Annotated in this window: 14 protein-coding genes; 6 read left to right on the forward strand and 8 right to left on the reverse strand. The window is 44.5% G+C overall.

Features of this window, described 5'->3' with window-relative positions; genetic code table 11:
- Window positions 1-3: 3 nt before the first annotated feature.
- Both AV939_RS03910 and AV939_RS03915 read right to left on the reverse strand, forming a co-directional pair.
- On the reverse strand, window positions 4-1572 hold the full coding sequence (locus AV939_RS03910) for an AMP-binding protein (RefSeq protein WP_057793830.1): 1569 nt from the start codon (window positions 1570-1572) through the stop codon (window positions 4-6).
- A 220-nt stretch (window positions 1573-1792) separates the two neighbouring features.
- On the reverse strand, window positions 1793-2263 hold the full coding sequence (locus tag AV939_RS03915; RefSeq protein ID WP_057793827.1) for a hypothetical protein: 471 nt from the start codon (window positions 2261-2263) through the stop codon (window positions 1793-1795).
- A gap of 84 nt (window positions 2264-2347) precedes the next feature.
- Between AV939_RS03915 and AV939_RS03920 the strand changes: the two genes are divergently transcribed.
- The 6 genes from AV939_RS03920 to lysC all read left to right on the forward strand — a co-directional run bounded on the left by AV939_RS03920 (window position 2348) and on the right by lysC (window position 12976).
- The gene (locus tag AV939_RS03920) at window positions 2348-3670 is read left to right on the forward strand and encodes a PQQ-dependent sugar dehydrogenase (protein ID WP_057793825.1); all 1323 of its coding nucleotides are present in this window, start codon (window positions 2348-2350) and stop codon (window positions 3668-3670) included.
- Window positions 3671-4106: 436 nt separating this feature from the next.
- Window positions 4107-6920, forward strand: coding sequence for a bifunctional aconitate hydratase 2/2-methylisocitrate dehydratase (locus AV939_RS03925; RefSeq protein WP_057793823.1), 2814 nt, complete (start codon window positions 4107-4109; stop codon window positions 6918-6920).
- Between the two features lie 180 nt (window positions 6921-7100).
- Window positions 7101-8072: a DNA ligase gene (locus AV939_RS03930; RefSeq protein WP_057793821.1), complete on the forward strand. Its 972-nt coding sequence runs from the start codon at window positions 7101-7103 to the stop codon at window positions 8070-8072.
- A gap of 349 nt (window positions 8073-8421) precedes the next feature.
- Window positions 8422-11034: a bifunctional aconitate hydratase 2/2-methylisocitrate dehydratase gene (gene acnB / locus AV939_RS03935; protein ID WP_057793819.1), complete on the forward strand. Its 2613-nt coding sequence runs from the start codon at window positions 8422-8424 to the stop codon at window positions 11032-11034.
- A gap of 70 nt (window positions 11035-11104) precedes the next feature.
- Complete coding sequence (locus AV939_RS03940; RefSeq protein WP_057793817.1) at window positions 11105-11554, forward strand: DUF192 domain-containing protein; 450 nt, start codon at window positions 11105-11107, stop codon at window positions 11552-11554.
- A gap of 72 nt (window positions 11555-11626) precedes the next feature.
- Window positions 11627-12976 (forward strand): lysine-sensitive aspartokinase 3, encoded by a 1350-nt coding sequence (gene lysC / locus AV939_RS03945; protein WP_057793815.1) that lies wholly within the window; start codon window positions 11627-11629, stop codon window positions 12974-12976.
- A 124-nt stretch (window positions 12977-13100) separates the two neighbouring features.
- Here lysC and AV939_RS03950 read toward each other — a convergent pair whose 3' ends face one another.
- The 6 genes from AV939_RS03950 to surA form a co-directional block, all read right to left on the reverse strand.
- Window positions 13101-15125, reverse strand: coding sequence for a HAMP domain-containing methyl-accepting chemotaxis protein (locus tag AV939_RS03950; RefSeq protein ID WP_057793813.1), 2025 nt, complete (start codon window positions 15123-15125; stop codon window positions 13101-13103).
- Window positions 15126-15351: 226 nt separating this feature from the next.
- Window positions 15352-16167 (reverse strand): symmetrical bis(5'-nucleosyl)-tetraphosphatase, encoded by an 816-nt coding sequence (locus AV939_RS03955; protein ID WP_057793811.1) that lies wholly within the window; start codon window positions 16165-16167, stop codon window positions 15352-15354.
- Between the two features lie 11 nt (window positions 16168-16178).
- A complete protein-coding gene (gene apaG, locus AV939_RS03960; protein WP_013785396.1) occupies window positions 16179-16553 on the reverse strand; it encodes a Co2+/Mg2+ efflux protein ApaG in 375 nt (124 codons plus the stop codon).
- A gap of 9 nt (window positions 16554-16562) precedes the next feature.
- Window positions 16563-17390, reverse strand: a complete 828-nt coding sequence (gene rsmA, locus AV939_RS03965; protein ID WP_057793809.1) for a 16S rRNA (adenine(1518)-N(6)/adenine(1519)-N(6))-dimethyltransferase RsmA — start codon at window positions 17388-17390, stop codon at window positions 16563-16565.
- Window positions 17387-18370 carry a 4-hydroxythreonine-4-phosphate dehydrogenase PdxA gene (gene pdxA, locus AV939_RS03970; RefSeq protein WP_013785394.1) on the reverse strand — a complete coding sequence of 328 codons (984 nt, stop codon included), beginning with the start codon at window positions 18368-18370 and terminating at the stop codon, window positions 17387-17389. The genes rsmA and pdxA overlap by 4 nt, the downstream gene beginning before the upstream one ends.
- Window positions 18371-18384: 14 nt before the next feature.
- Complete coding sequence (gene surA / locus AV939_RS03975; RefSeq protein ID WP_257721356.1) at window positions 18385-19671, reverse strand: peptidylprolyl isomerase SurA; 1287 nt, start codon at window positions 19669-19671, stop codon at window positions 18385-18387.
- Window positions 19672-19673: the final 2 nt, after the last annotated feature.

A 19673-nucleotide genomic window follows, 5' to 3' on the forward strand; every position in this document is an offset into this window, starting at 1 on the left:
AATTTAGGCTGAACGCAGCTCTCTACGGAGTATTTTCCCTACGGTAGATTTAGGCAGCTCTTCTAAAACGGTAAGTTCCTTAGGTACTTTGTAATTGGTTAAGCTTTCTTTGCAAAACGCAATGATGTCATCGTTAGTAACTGGCTTGCTGACGGTAATGAACGCGCATACTCGCTCACCAGATTTTTCATCTAGTTTACCGACTACAGCGGCTTCCATAATATCTGGATGGGCAGTGAGTACATCTTCTACTTCATTAGGGTACACATTGAAACCAGAAACAATAATCATGTCTTTCAAGCGATCGACAATTTTAAGTGCGCCAGATGCTACCCAAACGCCGATATCACCGGTTTTAAAGTAGCCATCTTTTGTCATGACTTTTCCGGTTTCGTCGTCTCTGTTCCAATAGCCCAGCATAACCTGCGGTCCGCGAACCGCAATTTGTCCTGACTCTCCTTCGCCTACCGGGTTATCGGAGCTGTCTAGCAACGCAACTTCAGTATCTTGCAGTGGTTTACCAACGGTACCAATTTCTTCTTCGCCAGGTAAGTTAAAAGAAACCACTGGCGCGGTTTCTGACAACCCGTAACCTTCAGTAATAGTATTGCCTGTTACTTGTTTCCATATAGATACTGCGCCTTGAGTGAGGGCTGTACCACCAGACATGGTTAAATGCAGTTTTGAAAAGTCGAGCTTGGCAAATTCTGGGTGACGACCCAAACCAACGAACAAAGTATTGATGCCCGCAAACGCGGTAATTTTATGCGGCTTTAATGTTTGAATGAAACCGTCGATATCACGAGGATTCGGAATAAGCACGATATGGCTGCCCTTCGCGAATAGTGCCATCATACAAACAGTAAAGGCATAAATGTGATACAAAGGAAGTGGACAAACTACCACTTCTTCACCTTCCTTGAAGAACCCGCCTAGGTGGTCAAGCATTTGAACGCTGTTGCTCATAACGTTTTTATGGCTAAGGGATGCGCCTTTAGATACCCCTGTAGTTCCTCCCGTGTATTGCAACATGGCAAGGGCTTCAAACTCTGTTTTAGGTCTTACCACGGCGGGCAAATCTGCACCGGCGTTAATCGCATCAGTTAACGATACAGTACCTGTTAAAGTAGGCGCCGTAGCAGCATCTAATAATTCAGTCGCCGATGTAGCAACAACGGTTTTAATTTGAGTGTCGCTTTTAATGGCATCAAATTTTGGCAGTAAATCACTTAAGATAACTAACGCTGTTGCGCCGCTATCAGTAAATTGGTGCTTCATTTCCCGCTCGGTATAAAGCGGGTTAGTGTTAACCACTACCAAGCCTGCGCGCAAAGCAGCATAAACGGCAATAGGGTTTTGAATAAGGTTAGGCAGCTGGATAGCAATTCTGTCGCCGGCTTCTAGCTTGGCTTCATGAGTGAAGTAGCGCGCTAAGGCAGCAGATTTTTCGTCTATTTCTTTGAAGGTAAGGGTTTGACCCAATGCGGTATACGCAGGCTTATCAGCATGCTTAGTAAGAACGGCTTCAATATTGTCGGCCAGGCAAGTAACGTTTTCTGGGTACGTTAACATAATGCTTTATCCTGAATGAGAGGTTTCAATGAAAGATGACTATGTCGCTACAGTAACAAATGTTCATTTTTATTTACATACCTATTACATTATAGCTAAACATTCACCTCAGTGATGGTTGCTGACAGTTTGAATAAATTTGAATGGGGCTGGGGATCGCTGGTTTGAGCAAGGTTTAAGCGTGGATCCTGTGTGACATTAGCGTTGGGAGTGGCGGCTATTACCTATTTGAAAGTGCACCCGACTCACTCGTTGCCCGCAATAAGCCATAAATGAAACCACCTAATAGTCCTGCGAAACATTGAAGTAAAAAGCCATCGTACCCGCGCGCTCCCGCAATAAGCGTGACGTTAAGAATAGGCTGCATGGCAAGTAACGCAACGGCAATGCTGCTTGCACCCGCTACACTCGTTAACGTGATAAAGCGAGGTTTTTTAATGTCGTGCTTTATCGCGTATTTGCGAATGATAGTGACAACCCCGAACGCAAGTAACAGTGCAACAGCGATGATAATGCCGTAGGTGGGTAGCAAGCCTACGGCATCCTTCCAAGCAGTAGATAACCACTCAGTGGATGATATTTCTACCCCAATACTGGACAGTGCATTCAGTACTTGAAACGTGTGTAAACTGCTAGCCACTAGAAAGGTTGCTAACCACGCAGGAAGAAAACTTTTGATAAAAGACCACATAACCGCTGTTTCCGCTATTTTAAGGTGTTATAACAATCAAACTACTATTGCATGCTAAGGTAGCGTAATAAATAGGGTAAGGGAATGCTGTTTAGCAATAGTGAGTCGGCAAGACTAGGTAATAAAATGGCTATTAATAAAATGCGAGTTTACAAAATAAGCGGATTTAAAAAACATCGGACACAATCGATTTCACGACATGTAGCCATTTTGTTGCTCATGTTTTTGAATGTACAGTCAGCGTTTGGTGTTTCAGCAAATATATCAGGTAAAAGTGCTCTTAAGGCGCAAACGTCTGATACAGCAATAACGACGGCAATTGCCAAAGATTTACATTATCCGAAAGCACTTTTGCAATTGCCCGATAGCAGCTGGCTAGTGGCAGAACGAGACGGCACGATTGTCACCGTACCTTCTACTGTGGTTAGTTCTGACAAACCATCTTCGCCCCAACAAGCCGGCTCAGCACAAGCATCAGCTCGAAAAACCTTGGTTCAACAAAAATTACCCCTTCCACAGCTTTATCAAAAAGGGCAGGGCGGTCTGCTACACATGGCGCTTTCTCCTGATTTTAGCACCTCGAAAGTCATTCTTTTTTCGTACTCGAAGGGCACCGACGACGCGAATCGTTTGGCAATCATGCGCGGTGTTTTGGCTGATGATGGGCAAATTGAAGCACTCACACCAGTAATAGAAATTAACGACAGCAAGGCTACGCCTGTGCATTTTGGTGGCAAGCTGGTGGTCATGGATGATGGCACTTGGTTGGTGACTACAGGAGACGGTTTCGATTACCGCGAGCAGGCCCAAGTATTAAGTTCACAGTTAGGGAAAGTGCTTCGTTTTACTTTAGAAGGAGAGCCTGCCTCAAATGTGCCTTTTAATAATGCACCGTTTGTTTATACCTTGGGGCACAGGAACCCACAAGGGTTAGTGAAAATGCAAAATGGTGACGTCTACTTGCATGAACACGGCCCAGATGGCGGCGATGAACTAAACCAGCTGACGCCTGGAGCGAACTATGGTTGGCCGGTGGTTACGCTAGGAAGGGACTATTCTGGGGCAACCATTTCCCCCTTTAATCATTACGAAGGCATGGTGAATCCGCTGGTGGATTGGACGCCATCTATAGCGCCATCGTCTATGGCGATATACAACCACAATACTTTTCCGGCACTCTCTAATCACTTGCTTGTTTCGGCCTTAAAAGCGAAGGCGCTTTATGCGGTTGACTTATCAAGCCAGCCTTTTCAATATCGAAAGGTGTTTTCTTCGGTAAATCAAAGGGTTCGTGATGTTGCGGTAGGAAACGATGGCGGTGTTTATGTGCTGACTGATGGGGAAAGAGCCGAGCTGATACAGTTACTCCCCCCTAACCCTTTTATCGCTGAAACAAACTTAGATTAGTTACAGAGAATTCAATAACTAGAAAATATTGTAAAATTACTACATTATTGTTTATTATTTCATCTGGTTCGACCATAAATACGAGAAATACCTAAGATAAGTCGTACTTTGTATAGCTCGCTTTTCATATTGCCCAAAGAAGCAGTATAAAAGTAGTTTAACGCTAGATCGTTTTCCTAACTCAATGATAATTATTGATTATTTTTTGTTTTAGTCAATTGGCTTTTAACTGACAAGTAAGAAAATTGTAAATACGCCGAAGTTAATAAAAAGTGTAAATAGGGCTTTGCGCCATTCTGCCGTTTTCTAATGATTACCTGACGCTTAAAAATCAGTTAAAATAACCACTATAATTTCATGCGTATAGCTAAGACCGACGTATAATTAAACCCTGCGTATAAAAATACCTACGTATAACCAAGACCGAGAGAATTATATGAGTTTGTATTCAGATTACATGGCCGAAATCGAGACCCGTAAAGCGGAACTTGGTTTACACCCTAAGCCTATCGACAGTGCCGATTTACTGTCAGAAATTATTGCTCAAATTAAAGATACGAATAACGAGCACCGTGAAGACTCTCTTAACTTCTTCATCTACAACACACTGCCAGGTACAACAAGTGCTGCAGGTGTTAAAGCTGCATTCCTTAAAGAAATCGTACTAGGTGAGTCAGTTGTTGCTGAAATTACACCTGAGTTTGCGTTAGAGCTGCTTTCACACATGAAAGGTGGCCCGTCTGTTGAAGTACTTCTGGATTTGGCACTTTCAGACAACGAAGCCGTCGCTAAGGCTGCTGCTGAAGTAGTTAAAACACAGGTTTACTTATACGAAGCTGATACAGAACGTTTAGAAGCGTCGTATAACGCAGGTAATGTGATAGCAAAAGAGATCCTAGAGAGCTACGCAAAAGCAGAGTTCTTTACTAAACTGCCTGACGTTCCAGAAAAAATTGATGTAGTGACTTATATTGCTGCAGAAGGTGATATCTCTACTGATTTGCTTTCTCCTGGTAACCAAGCTCACTCTCGTGCAGATCGCGAGCTACACGGTCAGTGCATGATCACCCCTGAAGCACAGCAAGAAATTGTTGAGCTAGGTAAAAAGCACCCTAACGCTAAAGTAATGCTTATTGCTGAAAAAGGCACCATGGGCGTAGGTTCTTCGCGTATGTCTGGTGTGAATAACGTTGCACTTTGGGCCGGTGAGGCAGCAAGCCCTTACATTCCATTTGTGAACAAAGCGCCAGTGGTGGCAGGTACTAACGGTATCGCGCCTATCTTCTTAACCACAGTAGACGTTACCGGCGGTATTGGTTTAGACCTTAAAAACTGGGTTAAAAAGACGGATGCTAACGGTGAAGTGGTTCGTGATGAGAACGGCGACCCAGTATTAGAGCAAGCATACTCTGTTGCGACTGGTACCGTACTAACGATCGATACTAAAGCGAAGAAACTGTTCAACGGCTCAGAAGAACTTGCTGATATATCAAGCGCTTTCACTCCGCAAAAAATGGAGTTTATGAAAGCTGGTGGTTCTTACGCGGTAACGTTTGGTAAGCAATTACAAACTTTTGCTGCGAAAGTGTTAGGCACAGACGTACCAGAAGTTTACGCACGTTCGAAAGAAGTGTCTGTAGAGAACCAAGGCCTAACGGCTGTTGAAAAAATCTTTAACCGCAATGCGGTAGGCGTTAAGTCTGAGACCCCGCTTCACGCTGGCTCAGACGTTCGCGTTAAAGTAAATATTGTAGGCTCACAAGATACAACCGGTCCGATGACATGCCAAGAGCTAGAATCAATGGCAGCATCAACGATTTCTCCGCTTGTAGACGGTGCATACCAGTCTGGCTGTCACACAGCATCGGTATGGGATAAGAAAGCCCAAGCTAATATTCCTAAGCTTATGTCTTTCATGAATAACTTTGGTGTAATCACGGCACGTGACCCTAAAGGGGTTTACCATGCAATGACTGATGTTATTCACAAAGTATTGAACGATATTACCGTTGACGATCGCGCTATTATTATTGGTGGTGACTCACATACTCGTATGTCTAAAGGTGTCGCATTCGGTGCTGACTCGGGTACGGTAGCGGTAGCACTTGCGACAGGTGAAGCGGCGATGCCAATTCCTGAGTCGGTAAAAGTGACGTTTAAAGGCGAAATGAAGAGCCACATGGATTTCCGTGATGTTGTTCATGCTACTCAAGCTCAAATGCTGAAGCAATTTGGCGGCGAGAACGTGTTCCAAGGTCGTGTTATTGAGGTGCAAATCGGTACGCTGCTTGCTGATCAAGCGTTCACGTTTACAGACTGGACTGCTGAAATGAAAGCGAAAGCGTCAATCTGTATTTCAAACGATGAAACTATGATTGCGTCACTAGAGCTTGCTAAAACACGTATCAAGATCATGATCGACAAGGGCATGGATAATGATGCGAATATGCTTCAAGGTCTTATCGACCTTGCAGACAAGCGTATTGCTGAAATCAAGTCTGGCGAAGAGCCAGCACTGGCACCAGACGACAATGCAAACTACTACGCAGAAGTGGTTGTTGATTTAGACCAAATCGATGAGCCAATGATTGCCGACCCAGACGTAAACAACGACGACGTTTCTAAGCGTTATACTCATGACGTTATTCGTCCAGTTTCTTTCTACGACGGCAAAACAGTTGATTTAGCCTTTGTTGGTTCTTGTATGGTTCACAAAGGTGACATGCAGATTATCGCTCAAATGCTTCGTAATTTAGAAAAGCAAAATGGCAGTGTGTCGTTTAACGTACCACTTGTTGTTGCCCCACCAACATACAACATTGTTGATGAGCTAAAAGCGGAAGGCGATTGGGATATCCTTACTAAGTACGCTGGTTTCGAGTTTAACGACGACAAGCCGAAAGAAGCAGCACGTACTAAGTACGACAACATCATGTACCTAGAGCGTCCAGGATGTAACCTTTGTATGGGTAACCAAGAAAAAGCAGAACCTGGTGATACGGTAATTGCTACTTCTACGCGCTTATTCCAAGGTCGTGTTGTTGCAGACTCTAACGAGAAGAAAGGTGAATCTCTGCTAGGCTCAACGCCATTGGTAGTGCTATCTGCCGTGTTAGGTCGTTTCCCAACGATGGAAGAGTACAAAGCGGCGGTTAAGGGTATTAACCTTACTGACTTCGCTCCACCGGCTGAAGACATGGCCGTTGCGCCTAAATTTTCGCCAAGCGTTGCTGTTAAAACAGTAGGCTAAGTTCAAATTTAACCCTCGGTTAAATGATATTTAGTGTGAAAGCCCCAACTTCGGTTGGGGCTTTTTTATATCTCCTATTCCTACATAAATTTCTCTGTCTTCATATAAACCCGTCTTAAGCCCAGTTTACTCCAGGGGGTATCAGCGTAAGCTTTTTTGTTTTTTAACAAGAATGTCGAAATGAATATCAAACGTTTTACCTTAGTATTAATACTCGCTACAAGCTTGCCTCCAGTGTCATTCGCCGCCACCGTCGCTCACCCAGTGTCTAACGTTACTAAACTAACGCTTAACGCTGCTAAACCAATATCTGGCGTTGCTAACGTAATCTCTAATCCAATACAACGAGTGCCCGGGCAGACTAGTACGCCCATCCAATTGGCAGCGACCTACAAGGCAAGTGATAACATCAATATTGCTGAGTATTTCGTAAGCGAAAAGTTAGATGGCGTACGGGCCCGCTGGACGGGAACACAGCTTCTTACCCGAAACGACAACGTCATTCACGCACCTGCGTGGTTCACCCAAAACTGGCCAAACGTAGCGCTCGATGGAGAGCTATGGACTCAGCGTAGCAGCTTTGAAGCCATCGCTTCTATTGTACTTAGCCATACGCCTGATGAACGCTGGAGAGCGGTGAAGATGATGGTGTTTGATATGCCCATCAGTGATGTACCTTTTGCCTCGCGCTTATCTACAATGGAATCATTAGTGAGGGGAGCAGATAGCAACAGTTTGGCTACAATCCCACAATTTACGCTGAGTTCTCAGAAGCTTCTTGAAGCGAAAATCGATGAGGTCACCGCAAAGGGCGGTGAAGGTTTAATGCTACATCACAAAGCGGCCTTTTATCAGAGCGGGCGCAGTAATCAGTTATTAAAAGCGAAACGGTATAGCGATGCAGAAGCCAAAGTGATTGGCTATGTAAGAGGAAAGGGGAAGTTCGTTGGCATGATGGGCTCTCTTATTGTAGAAACGCCCGAGGGTATACAATTTAAAATTGGAACAGGGTTCAGTATGAAACAGCGTCAATATCCGCCACCAATGCACAGTTGGATCACCTTCAAATATTATGGCGTAACAAAAAAAGGCATTCCCCGCTTTGCGAGCTTTAGGCATATTCGTCCAGTTAAAGACCTACCAAATTTATAAGATGTTATGCCCACCTGTGGTATTCAATAATAGCTTGGTTTTAACGTTGGTAACCTCCATGCTGCTAATGACAGAGAATGATGGCTGGTAATGATGACAGAGAGCGATCACCGGAACAATAAGATGAATATTTAATTAGTTTTAAGGTTTTATTTCTCTGTTTTTAATAGCTTTAACCGTTCAATATTAAGTGCGCTGAATGGCGACTATAACTGAATAAAAAGCCGCAAAAATTTAATTTATGAAGGTAAATCGTTATACTCATGATGTATTTTTAATCAGACCTTGCGTCAAGACCGTACAAGACCGTTTATTCCCATTGCGCAAGCGACATCAAGAGGAAGACATCGTGTTACAAGACTATCGCAAACATGTAGAAGAACGTGCTGTTGAAGGGATCCCTCCAAAGCCACTGAATGCTGAGCAGGTAGCAGGCTTAGTTGAATTAATTAAAAATCCACCAGAAGGCGAAGAAGACACCCTTTTAGAATTGCTTTCAGAGCGCGTCCCTCCCGGGGTTGATGAAGCTGCTTACGTAAAAGCAGGATTTTTAAGTGCTATCGTAAAAGGCGAAGACAGCTGCTCGTTAATCTCAAAAGAAAAGGCCGTTGAACTATTAGGCAACATGCATGGTGGATACAACATCGTGACATTGGTTGAGCTTCTCGACGATGAAAACCTAGCGCCACTAGCCGCAAAAGAGCTTAAGCACACGCTGCTTATGTTTGACGCCTTCCATGATGTGGAAGAAAAACACAAAGCCGGAAACAAGTTTGCCACAGACATTATTAGATCGTGGGCCGAAGGCGAGTGGTTTACTTCACGTAAATTAATGGACGATAAAATTACATACTCCGTTTTTAAAGTGACCGGCGAAACCAATACCGATGACTTATCACCGGCACCCGATGCATGGTCGCGGCCTGATATTCCCCTTCACGCCTTAGCCGCTTATAAAATGACCCGTGATGGCCTAGAGCCAGAAGAGCATGGTGTGAAAGGCCCAATGCAACAAATTGAAGATGTGAAAAATCAAGGTTATCCCGTTGCCTTTGTAGGTGATGTGGTAGGTACGGGGTCGTCACGTAAATCCGCAACTAACTCAGTATTATGGTTTTTCGGGGAAGACTTACCTGGCGTCCCCAACAAGCGCGGCGGTGGTGTATGTATTGGTAGCAAAGTGGCGCCAATCTTCTTTAATACCATGGAAGATGCAGGGGCCTTGGTGTTTGAAGCCGATGTAGAAAAAATGAATATGGGCGATGTTATCGACATCTACCCGTTTGAAGGCAAAATCACCAATCACGAAACCGGCGAAGTATTAGCTGAATATGACTATAAATCTAAAGTGATTTTAGATGAAGTGCGCGCAGGTGGTCGTATCAACCTGATTATTGGCCGCGCGCTCACTGAAAAAGCACGAGAAACATTAGGTTTAGGCGCAACAGATTTGTTTCGTACCCCAGAGCAACCTGCCGATACCGGAAAGGGCTATACCCTTGCCCAGAAGATGGTAGGTAAAGCGTGCGGTGTTGAAGGTATTCGCCCTGGCACTTATTGCGAACCTAAGATGACCACCGTAGGCTCGCAAGATACCACAGGCCCTATGACGCGAGACGAGCTAAAAGATTTAGCCTGTCTTGGTTTCACTGCCGACTTAACCATGCAGTCGTTCTGTCATACCGCGGCATATCCTAAACCTGTTGATATTGAAACCCAACATACTCTGCCTGACTTTATGATGAACAGAGGCGGTGTTTCACTTCGCCCTGGCGATGGCATTATTCACAGCTGGTTAAACCGCATGCTATTGCCTGATACAGTCGGTACAGGTGGTGATTCACACACCCGTTTTCCCCTGGGTATTTCATTCCCAGCAGGGTCTGGATTAGTCGCTTTTGCTGCCGCAACCGGTGTGATGCCCCTTGATATGCCGGAATCTATTCTGGTGCGGTTTAAAGGCGAAATGCAGCCAGGTATTACCCTACGTGATTTAGTGCACGCCATTCCCTTATACGGTATTAAGCAAGGCTTACTCACCGTAGAGAAAAAAGGCAAAATTAATGCGTTCTCTGGTCGCGTACTAGAAATTGAAGGACTTGAGCACCTAACGGTAGAGCAAGCATTTGAATTATCTGACGCATCAGCTGAGCGTTCTGCGGCAGGTTGTAGTATTAATCTGTCTGAAGAGTCTATTGCTGAATACTTAAACTCAAACATCACTATGCTTCGTTGGATGATTAACGAAGGCTACGGTGACCCACGTACCCTTGAGCGCCGTGCCCAGAAAATGGAAGAGTGGTTGGCTAACCCTGAACTTATGCGCGCCGATGCGGATGCTGAGTACAAAGAAATTATCGAGATAGACCTTAACGATATTAAAGAGCCTATTGTGTGTTGCCCGAACGACCCTGACGACGCGAAAACTTTATCAGACGTAGCCGGTGAAAACGTAGACGAAGTCTTCATTGGTTCGTGTATGACAAATATTGGCCATTTCCGTGCTGCAGGTAAACTCCTTGAGCAGTTTAATAAAACCTTACCTACCCGTTTGTGGATGTCGCCACCGACAAAAATGGATAAGGCTCAGTTAATGGAAGAAGGCTACTACAACATCTATGGTCGAGTGGGCGTGCGCACAGAGATGCCTGGGTGTTCACTGTGTATGGGTAACCAAGCACGTGTAGATGCAGGCACTACAGTACTGTCTACTTCAACTCGTAACTTCCCTAACCGTTTAGGTGATGGGGCGAATGTGTACCTAACATCGGCTGAATTAGCGGCGGTAGGTGCTATCGTTGGTCGTATTCCTACGGCAGAAGAATACATGGAATATGCGAGTAAAATTAACTCCATGTCGTCTGAAGTATTCCGCTACTTAAACTTTGATAAAATGCCAAGTTTCAAGAAGGCAGAAGAAGAGGCGAAGGCCAATATCATTCCAACGTTGAATGTTGCCTGATTTAGTGTATAAACTACAAAGCCGGGCACCGTAAGTGTCCGGCTTTTTTTATGGGTTAAAGGAATGTCTAATGGCTAAAACTACTTTTATCGCAATCGCGCTTTTTGTGCTTCTAGGATATGGCACTTTGAATGCCAGCGCACAAATGGAACCTAGCGTAGAGTTTGATCAAATCACCTTAACGATTGACGGCAAACTTTACCAAATGGAATACGCGCATTCTTTTGAACAACGTGCCCAAGGGTTAATGTTCAGAGAATCACTGTGTGATGATTGTGGAATGTTCTTTAAGTTTGCATCGTCAAGATACGCCAGTATGTGGATGAAGAATACGAATGTTGCTTTAGATGTCGCCTATATCGACAGAAATGGCGTAATTACAGATATAAAACCTCTAGAGCCTCACGACCTAACGTCTGTGCAGGCAACTAAAGAGGTACTCTACGCGCTAGAAATGAACCAAGGGTGGTTCGCTTCACACAATATAAGTGTGGGTGACCAGATAGAAATTAATCGTTAAACCGGTGCGAATGATCTATTCGCCGGTCAGTATCGAGTAACATGCTCGGTAAAAGAAATTCGGAGTAAAATCGTGGCAAATGCTTTAACCATCGCCAAGTTCGGCGGAACCAGTGTTGCGAACTATGAAGTGATGCAAAACTGTGCGCGAATTGTTGCCTCAAACAGTGCGACTCGTATTGTGGTAGTCAGTGCATCAGCAGGGGTGACAAACCACCTTGTGAATTTGGCGCACAGCCCACTCACCCAAGAGCAAATAGAATCTACTTGCCAGTCTATTGTTGATATTGAACTTGCCATTCTCAACAAGCTTGCTGATAAAAGCTCGGTTGAAAGCAAACTAAACGATTTGCTAGATGAAGTGAAATCGCTAGCATTTCACGAAGAGATTCTGCATAGAAACGATTTGAAAGACCAGTTGCTTTCTATGGGGGAGCGCATGTCATCATTGATGTTCAGTGCAGTGCTGGCTGAACAAGAAGTGGCTACCATGAACTTTGATGTACGCAAAGTTTTGCGCACCGACAGTGAGTTTGGTGAAGCTGTGCCACAGGTTGACACTATTGAAGCCTTGGCGAAGCAGTTGCTGGCCTCTGAAATTGAAAATGCCATTGTGGTAACGCAAGGGTTTGTAGGAGCTGATGATGAAGGTCGCACTACGACATTAGGTCGCGGTGGTTCTGATTTTACAGCTGCGCTTATTGCTGAAGCTTTAGACGCGGATGCCTGTGAAATATGGACCGATGTCATTGGGGTTTATACCACCGATCCTCGTATTACTGCAGCTGCTCGTCCGTTACCAGAACTTAGCTTTGAAGAAGCGGCTGAAATGGCGACCTTTGGTGCTAAGGTGCTTCATCCCGCCACCATGGAGCCAGCTCTTCGTAAAAATATCAAAGTTTTTGTAGGCTCAAGTAAAGAGCCAGAAAAAGGCGGTACTTGGATTGTTCGAGACTGCGTGGAAGAGCCTCCATATCGTGCCATCACTCGCCGTAAAGACCAAGTTATGGTGACAGTGAAAACACCTAAGATGATGTACGCACAGGGCTTCCTACAGCAGGTTTTTGCCATTATCGCGAAGCATAAGCTAAGTGTGGATTTGGTGACTACATCAGAAATCTCAGTGTCGTTTACCTTAGATAACCCTGCCAATTCTGTGGCACAGCGTTTAAACAAAGAAACCATTGCAGAGCTTGAGACTATTTGTGATGTGAAAGTAGAGAACGGTTACGATTTAGTCACTGTGGTCGGTAACCACATGCAAACGGCAATTGGTGTGTCTAGCAAGATTTTTGCTGCGGTGTCTGACTTTAACTTGCGCATGATTTGTTTCGGTGCGAATCCGCACAATCTGTCATTCCTAGTGAATGAAACTGACAGCGATAAAATAGTGAAGGACTTACATAAAGCGCTCTTCGAATAGCGTGATATGTGTTTTTCACAGACAAAAAAGGGAAGGTGTTAACCTTCCCTTTTTCATTTAAAGCAGACTATTTAAGTCAATCCAATTTAACCAAATTAAACCAAACCAAATACTCAGTGTGGTGTTATACCTTAAACTGACGGATAGATTGCTGTAGTTCTTCAGCAAGTCTTGCCACTTCGTGGCTAGAGTCAGAAGTTTGCTGAGCACCTGATGTGGTTTCTTCAGCAATATTAACGATAGTTTCAAGCTTCTCGCTAATTTCTTGTGACACAGTATTTTGTTCACGTGCCGATTGCTCAATTTGAGAACTTACGTCGTGAGCTTTGTGTACAGCTTCAGAGATAATATCAAGGGCTTGAGTCGCTTTTTCCGTTTGCTCTACACAGGCAACGGTTTGCTCTTTACCTTGATTCATTACCGATACCGCGCGTTCAGCACCCGCTTGAAGTACCTCAATCATAGCGTTGATTTCTTGCGTAGACTGTTGCGTACGGCTGGCAAGAGTACGGACCTCATCAGCAACTACCGCAAAGCCTCTACCTTGCTCACCCGCACGGGCAGCCTCAATGGCCGCATTCAAGGCAAGTAGGTTAGTTTGGTCGGCCACGCCGCGGATAACATCAAGAATGCCACCGATGCTGGCGCTGTCTTGATGAAGTTTGTTAATAACATCTGCAGCGTCTTGTACGTCTTTAGCTAGAATTTCGATAATACGTTTATTCTCAAGCGAGAGTTGACGTACATTTTCAGCCTCTGCATCTGCATGGCGAATTTGGCTCAGCGTATCTTCAGCGTTTTGCACTACCAATTGCGAGGTAGAGTGCATTTCTGTAGTAGCTGTTGCCACCTGGCCAATTTGCGACTTCTGATCTTGAATCGAATGGGTGGTTTGCGCAGTAACGGCTGAGGTTTGTTCTGATGCCGCGGCAAGTTGCTCGGCACGGGTGTTAATTCCTGAAATCAGCTCTTTAAGGTTGCCAATCAAGTTATTACAGTTTTTAGCTAATAGGCCAAATTCATCTTCAGCAGAATCGTCAAGGCGATGGGTTAAGTCTCCAGACGATGCTACGGTAAGCAACTCGTTCACGCGGTACAGCGGGCGAGTAATGGCACGTACTGTTATGTAACCAATAATGATGGCTATCGCGATAGAGAGAATAACCACCGCACTGATAATAATGTTACCTGTGGTGATAGCACCATTTACTTGGTTTTCAACGTCTTTTGCTTTTGCGTCGGCAAGAGAGAGAAGCTGCTCAAGTTCCACAATACCATTCGCAATGTTTTTATCTGAAGCAGTAAGCGCGGTTTCAGAGTCATTTCTGCGCTCTAGTCTTTCTACATGCAACGCCATGACGCCATCACTGGCGGTAATCGCATTTAGGGCATCGTTTACCAATTCATTAATATCGCTAAGAGTACCAGATTGGTCGCGCTGCCCAGCGGCTTGGCCCATATCACTAAGTAAAGTAGCAACCTTATCTACCACTAAGTCAACTTCGTTACCTAGAGTTTGAGAGCGTACGATAGTTTCGGTTTTTACGTATTCATAAGAAACGGTAAGTAAAGAAAGTAATGAGGTTTCTAGTTGGCTACCAATATCTGCTGCGCGTCTAAGATTTGGGTCACTTTGCACTGCGTCAAGGTCTGAAAAGTCTAGTAGGTAAGTAGATGCATCGTCAGCATTGTCTTCAGCATCACCTAAACGGTCGTCAATGGTATTTCGAATATCCATGAACTTTTGGTGGTTCAGGTAAACCGCTTCAACATTTTTAATGTAGTTATCATAGGAAGCTCGAACACTGTTCAACTTACTTTGCAGTTCAGGTTCATTGGCAACTGCAGTGGCAAGCTTCTTATATTCAGTCTCGAACATATCTCGGCTTTGATTGAATGCAGTGCGCTTTTCCTGAAGGCCCGATAAATCTTCTTCAATATAGGCTTCGAATGTCAATCTACCCATGTTTAGAAAGTTCGCTTTTAAGGCGTTACTCCCCGCTACTGTAGGAAGCGCTACGTCATTTACCTCTTCGGTTGCTGAACCGATGGAATTGAGGTTAAACAACGAAACAACGCTAATGACAATCAGTAGACAAGTAATTGCTACAAAACCGCCGATTACGCGAGTGGCTACTGTAATCTTCATTGAAACTCCTAGACTATTTTTTATTCTTTTGCGTGACGATACTACCCCGCACTACGTCCAAAATACACCTCAATGACCTAGAATAAGGTATTAAAATGTATAACATGAACTGTAATGGGATTATAGACTAACGTATATAACCAGAGTATCGGCAGGTAAGCTATTAAGTTAACAAGTAAAGCACAAGAATTTGTGATTTAGTAGTTTGCTGTATCAATTAAGTAATTTACGCATGTACTCTGATGAGCTTACCTGTGTTGACATCCAGCATAGTCATTTCTTGACCCCAAACATAGCCAGTGTCTAGTGCGACAAAACGATTATCTTGCGTCTCACTATTAAGTGCAGCCCAATGACCGAAAAGTATCTGTTCTTGCGCCTTAAGATGGGTATTGTCTACTTTGAACCAAGGCACAACAGACTTCGAAGCCTGAGAAGGGTGGGTTTTTGTCTCAAACTCTAAACTAGTATCTGCGTTTAGAAAGCGCATTCTGGTACATGCGTTTACAATAAAGCGAGTTCGCGATACGCCTTCAAGTTTATCAGACCACTTGAGTGGCGTGTTGCCGTACATGTTTTTCAAAAAGTCAGTATAGTGCTTTGATTGTAATTGTTGACTGATTTCATCGCTTAGGCTGACGAGCGTGTCTGTACTCCAATGAGGGTAGAGACCAGCATGTACAATAGTATGGTTGGCATTGATTTTTTTAGCGAGGGGAAACTGGCGAAGCCAATCCAGCAATGCTTTTAAATCGGGAGCATCAAGCAAGGGCTGAAGGTTGTCAGCTTTCTTAGGTTTACGAATTTTGTTCGCAACAGCCAACAAGTGAAGATCATGGTTTCCTAGCACTGTCTCGAAACTGCTACCTAAGCTTTTTAGAAACCGTAAGGTGCCTAACGAGTCTTCGCCTCTGGCAACTAAGTCGCCAACGGCGATGAGTTTGTCTTTATCCGCAGAGAAATTGGCTTTTTTTAGCAGTTTCTGTAGCCCGCCATAACAGCCTTGAATATCACCCACTACAAAGGTGTTGCGATAGGTCATAAGTCTCAAACTTAGTGAAGAATGTTGGGAACCGCTAAACGGAATACTTCAATGGGAACACGAAAACGTTCACCGTTTTCACGCTCCATTTCGTAATAGCCTTGCATATTTCCTACCGGGGTATCAAGTACTGCACCACTGGTATAGTCAAAATCTTCGCCCGGTTTTAATATGGGCTGTTTACCGACAACTCCTGAGCCACTCACCTCTGAGGTTTTACCGTTAGCATCGGTAATTTGCCAGTAACGATTAATCAGTTGTACCGTTTCCTGGCTGTCATTCACAATGGTCACGTGATAAGCGAACGCGAATTGTGGCGAATCAGAAGGTAGATGTTCGGGCAGGTGACGGGTTTTCACCCGCACCTTAATTTCAGACTCATTCATAAGCTAACTTTAATTTTCTTGTGCTTCTTCTAACGCTGATACTGCATTCGCTATGGTGGCGAAATCCTGCAAGGATAGCACTTCAGCCCTTACGGTTGGGTTTATACCCAGTTCGCTGATTTGTGCTTCAGTAAGACTTTCTTTCAACGAGTTTCGTATTGTCTTACGACGTTGATTAAACGCCTGCGCGCATACTCGCTCAAGGGTAGCTACTGAAACCACATCCACTGGCGGTGTTTTGTGTGGAATAAGACGTACTACCGCAGAATCAACCTTCGGGGGCGGCTTAAAGGCACCTGGCGGCACATTGAGTACCGGCATGACTTTACAATAGTATTGCGCCATTACCGATAATCGACCATAACTTTTAGAGCCATGACCAGCAGCTAAGCGGTTCACCACTTCTTTTTGTAGCATGAAATGCATGTCATCTACGCAGGCGGCGTGAGAGAACAAATGAAACATTAAGGGCGTTGAGATGTTGTACGGTAAGTTACCAAAAACGCGCAAGCCTTTATCTTTCACCGGCATGGTTTTAGCCAGCTCAGTGAAATCCATTGTCATTGCGTCTTGCTCAATAACCGTTAGCTTATCGCCGTTAAACGGATGCTCTCGTAAGCGTTTGGCCAAATCGCGGTCAAGCTCTATAACCGTAAGTGCTTCAACTTCATCACAAACCGGATCGGTTAGTGCGCCTAATCCTGGGCCTATTTCAACCAAGTTTTGCTCGTGTTGCGGATTAATCGCCGACACAATCTGACCAATCACATAGTCGTCGTGTAGGAAATTTTGTCCGAAGCGTTTTCTGGCCGTGTGGCCTAAATGTGTTTTACTCATTGTTGATGATGTGCAAGCTCAATGGCTTTTTCCAATGCTTTTCTGAAACTGCCAGGATCGGCATTACCATGGCCTGCTAAATCTAGTGCAGTACCGTGATCGACGGATGTTCTTATAAATGGAAGACCAAGGGTGATGTTAACCGAAGCGCCAAACCCTTTATATTTTAGCACGGGAAGGCCTTGGTCGTGGTACATCGCAAGAACAACGTCTGCATCTTCCAGATATTTAGGCTGAAATATAGTGTCCGCAGGAAGTGGCCCGGTAATATTTAGCCCTTCTTCACGTAACTCATTTAGTGCCGGAATAATGGTTTGAATTTCTTCTGTACCAATATGTCCATCTTCACCTGCATGGGGGTTAAGCCCACACACGTAGATATGTGGATTACGAACGCCAAACTTCAGTTTGAAGTCGGTATTGATAATATGGAGCACTTTGTGAAGACGTTCTTTCGTGATGGCACGAGACACATATTCTAAAGGAATATGGGTAGTCGCTAGCGCGACATTTAAGCCCTCAGTTGCCAACAACATAACAACATCAATGGTATTGGATTGATAAGCGAAAAATTCAGTGTGGCCACTAAAAGATACGCCCGCTTTATTGATAATACCTTTATGCACAGGTCCTGTGACTACCGCATGAAAGTCACCTTCCATGTTTGCTTGGCACGCTTGTCGAAGGGTTTCTACTACGTATAACCCGTTCTCGCTATCTAACGTTCCGGCTACCACATCGGCGGCTTTATCAATTTGCTTAATAAACAGCGAACCCGCAGGCTGAACCTGCGGGTTTGATGCATCATAAGGAAGTAAAGTAAGCGGTAAACCAAGCGCTTTCGCTCTGGTCTCTAGTATCTCGCCATCGGCGAATACCACTAATTGAGCTTGCCAAGATTCTTGAGCCAGCTTAATGATTAAGTCTGGCCCAATACCGGCAGGCTCACCTGGTGTTACTGCAATTTTTATCGGTGTCATTTATGCTCTATATATTACTCGATAACTTCAATGTAGGCAGCGTCGCGCATTTCACGTAACCAGTTTTCCGTTTCTTCTGCGAACTTTCTGTTGAAAATAAGCTGATACGCTTTGTCTTCTTTGCGGCGCTCTGTTGCGTCGTCTACACGTCTATCGATTAATTGGATTAAGTGCCAACCGTGTACTGAACGTACTGGGTCGCTGTATTCACCAGCCGATAATTGCGCAAGGGCGTCTTTAAAAGCTGGTACGTAGTTGTTTGGATCTGACCAACCAAGCTCACCACCTTTAAGGGCTGAACCTGGATCTTCTGAATGTTCTTTAGCGAGATCTTCAAATTCAGCTTCACCCGCTTCAAGCTGAGTCCTGAACTTAACAAGCATCGCTTTTGCTTTATCTTCACTGAGTATAATTGAAGGCTTAACGAGGATATGACGTGAGTTAACCTCTTCAATGGTTACTTTTTCAATGCCTCGAGTATCTAAAACTTTCAAGATATGAAAACCAGCACCACTTCTAATAGGGCCGACTAGCTCGTCTTTTGCTTTACCCTGAATCGCTTCAGCAAACAGGGTAGGCATAGCGTTAATGTTCAACCAACCCATGTCACCACCTTCTAAGGCTTCATTACCTGATGATGATGCAATTGCTATTTTAGCAAAATCTGACCCAGAGTTTAATAGTGAAAGTACTTTGTCTGCACGTTCTCTTGCAGCATTAATTTGCTCGTCAGAAGGATCTGATGGGAAACCAACAAGAATATGGCCTAGACGGTATTCTTCTTGTTCTGCACCTTGTTGTTCCATAAGTTCAATAAGGGTCTGTCTTTCTTGATCGGTAATGTAAACACGGCGACGAACATTCGCGCGACGTACTTCACCCATCACGATTTCTTCGCGAATATCTTCACGGTAGTCTTCATAAGCGATGCCTTCTAAACGCAATTGCCTGCGTAGTTCATCTATCGTGGTATTTTGGTTTGCAGCAATATTTGCAATGGTTTGCTCAAGCTGTGGGTCACTTATTTGAATACCCATTCTTTGTGCCATCTGCAACTGAAGGCTCTTAGTGATCAAACGCTCGATGGCTTGAGTACGCAGTGCACGGTCGGAAGGAAGGTCTTGCCCATTTGCCTCTGCATTACGTTTGACGTCATTCATGAGTGCATCTACTTCACTTTGAAGTACAACACCCTGATCGACAATAACCGCTACGCGGTCAAGCATTACTTCTTGCGCGTAGCTGCTAAACGACAACACTGCACTGACTAACAAGGCCCGGATTATGAACTTCATACTCACTC

Source organism: Alteromonas sp. Mac1, assembly GCF_001562125.1.
Classification (GTDB): domain Bacteria; phylum Pseudomonadota; class Gammaproteobacteria; order Enterobacterales; family Alteromonadaceae; genus Alteromonas; species Alteromonas stellipolaris.

Excerpts from the sequence above, each read along its gene's own strand:
- AV939_RS03930 (WP_057793821.1), top strand. The coding sequence starts at position 7,101 with ATGAATATCAAACGTTTTACCTTAGTATTAATACTCGCTACAAGCTTG.
- AV939_RS03940 (WP_057793817.1), top strand. The coding sequence starts at position 11,105 with ATGGCTAAAACTACTTTTATCGCAATCGCGCTTTTTGTGCTTCTAGGA.
- rsmA (WP_057793809.1), bottom strand. The coding sequence starts at position 17,390 with ATGAGTAAAACACATTTAGGCCACACGGCCAGAAAACGCTTCGGACAA.
- apaG (WP_013785396.1), bottom strand. The coding sequence starts at position 16,553 with ATGAATGAGTCTGAAATTAAGGTGCGGGTGAAAACCCGTCACCTGCCC.
- AV939_RS03915 (WP_057793827.1), bottom strand. The coding sequence starts at position 2,263 with ATGTGGTCTTTTATCAAAAGTTTTCTTCCTGCGTGGTTAGCAACCTTT.
- AV939_RS03950 (WP_057793813.1), bottom strand. The coding sequence starts at position 15,125 with ATGAAGATTACAGTAGCCACTCGCGTAATCGGCGGTTTTGTAGCAATT.
- AV939_RS03955 (WP_057793811.1), bottom strand. The coding sequence starts at position 16,167 with ATGACCTATCGCAACACCTTTGTAGTGGGTGATATTCAAGGCTGTTAT.
- AV939_RS03920 (WP_057793825.1), top strand. The coding sequence starts at position 2,348 with ATGCTGTTTAGCAATAGTGAGTCGGCAAGACTAGGTAATAAAATGGCT.
- AV939_RS03925 (WP_057793823.1), top strand. The coding sequence starts at position 4,107 with ATGAGTTTGTATTCAGATTACATGGCCGAAATCGAGACCCGTAAAGCG.
- AV939_RS03910 (WP_057793830.1), bottom strand. The coding sequence starts at position 1,572 with ATGTTAACGTACCCAGAAAACGTTACTTGCCTGGCCGACAATATTGAA.
- pdxA (WP_013785394.1), bottom strand. The coding sequence starts at position 18,370 with ATGACACCGATAAAAATTGCAGTAACACCAGGTGAGCCTGCCGGTATT.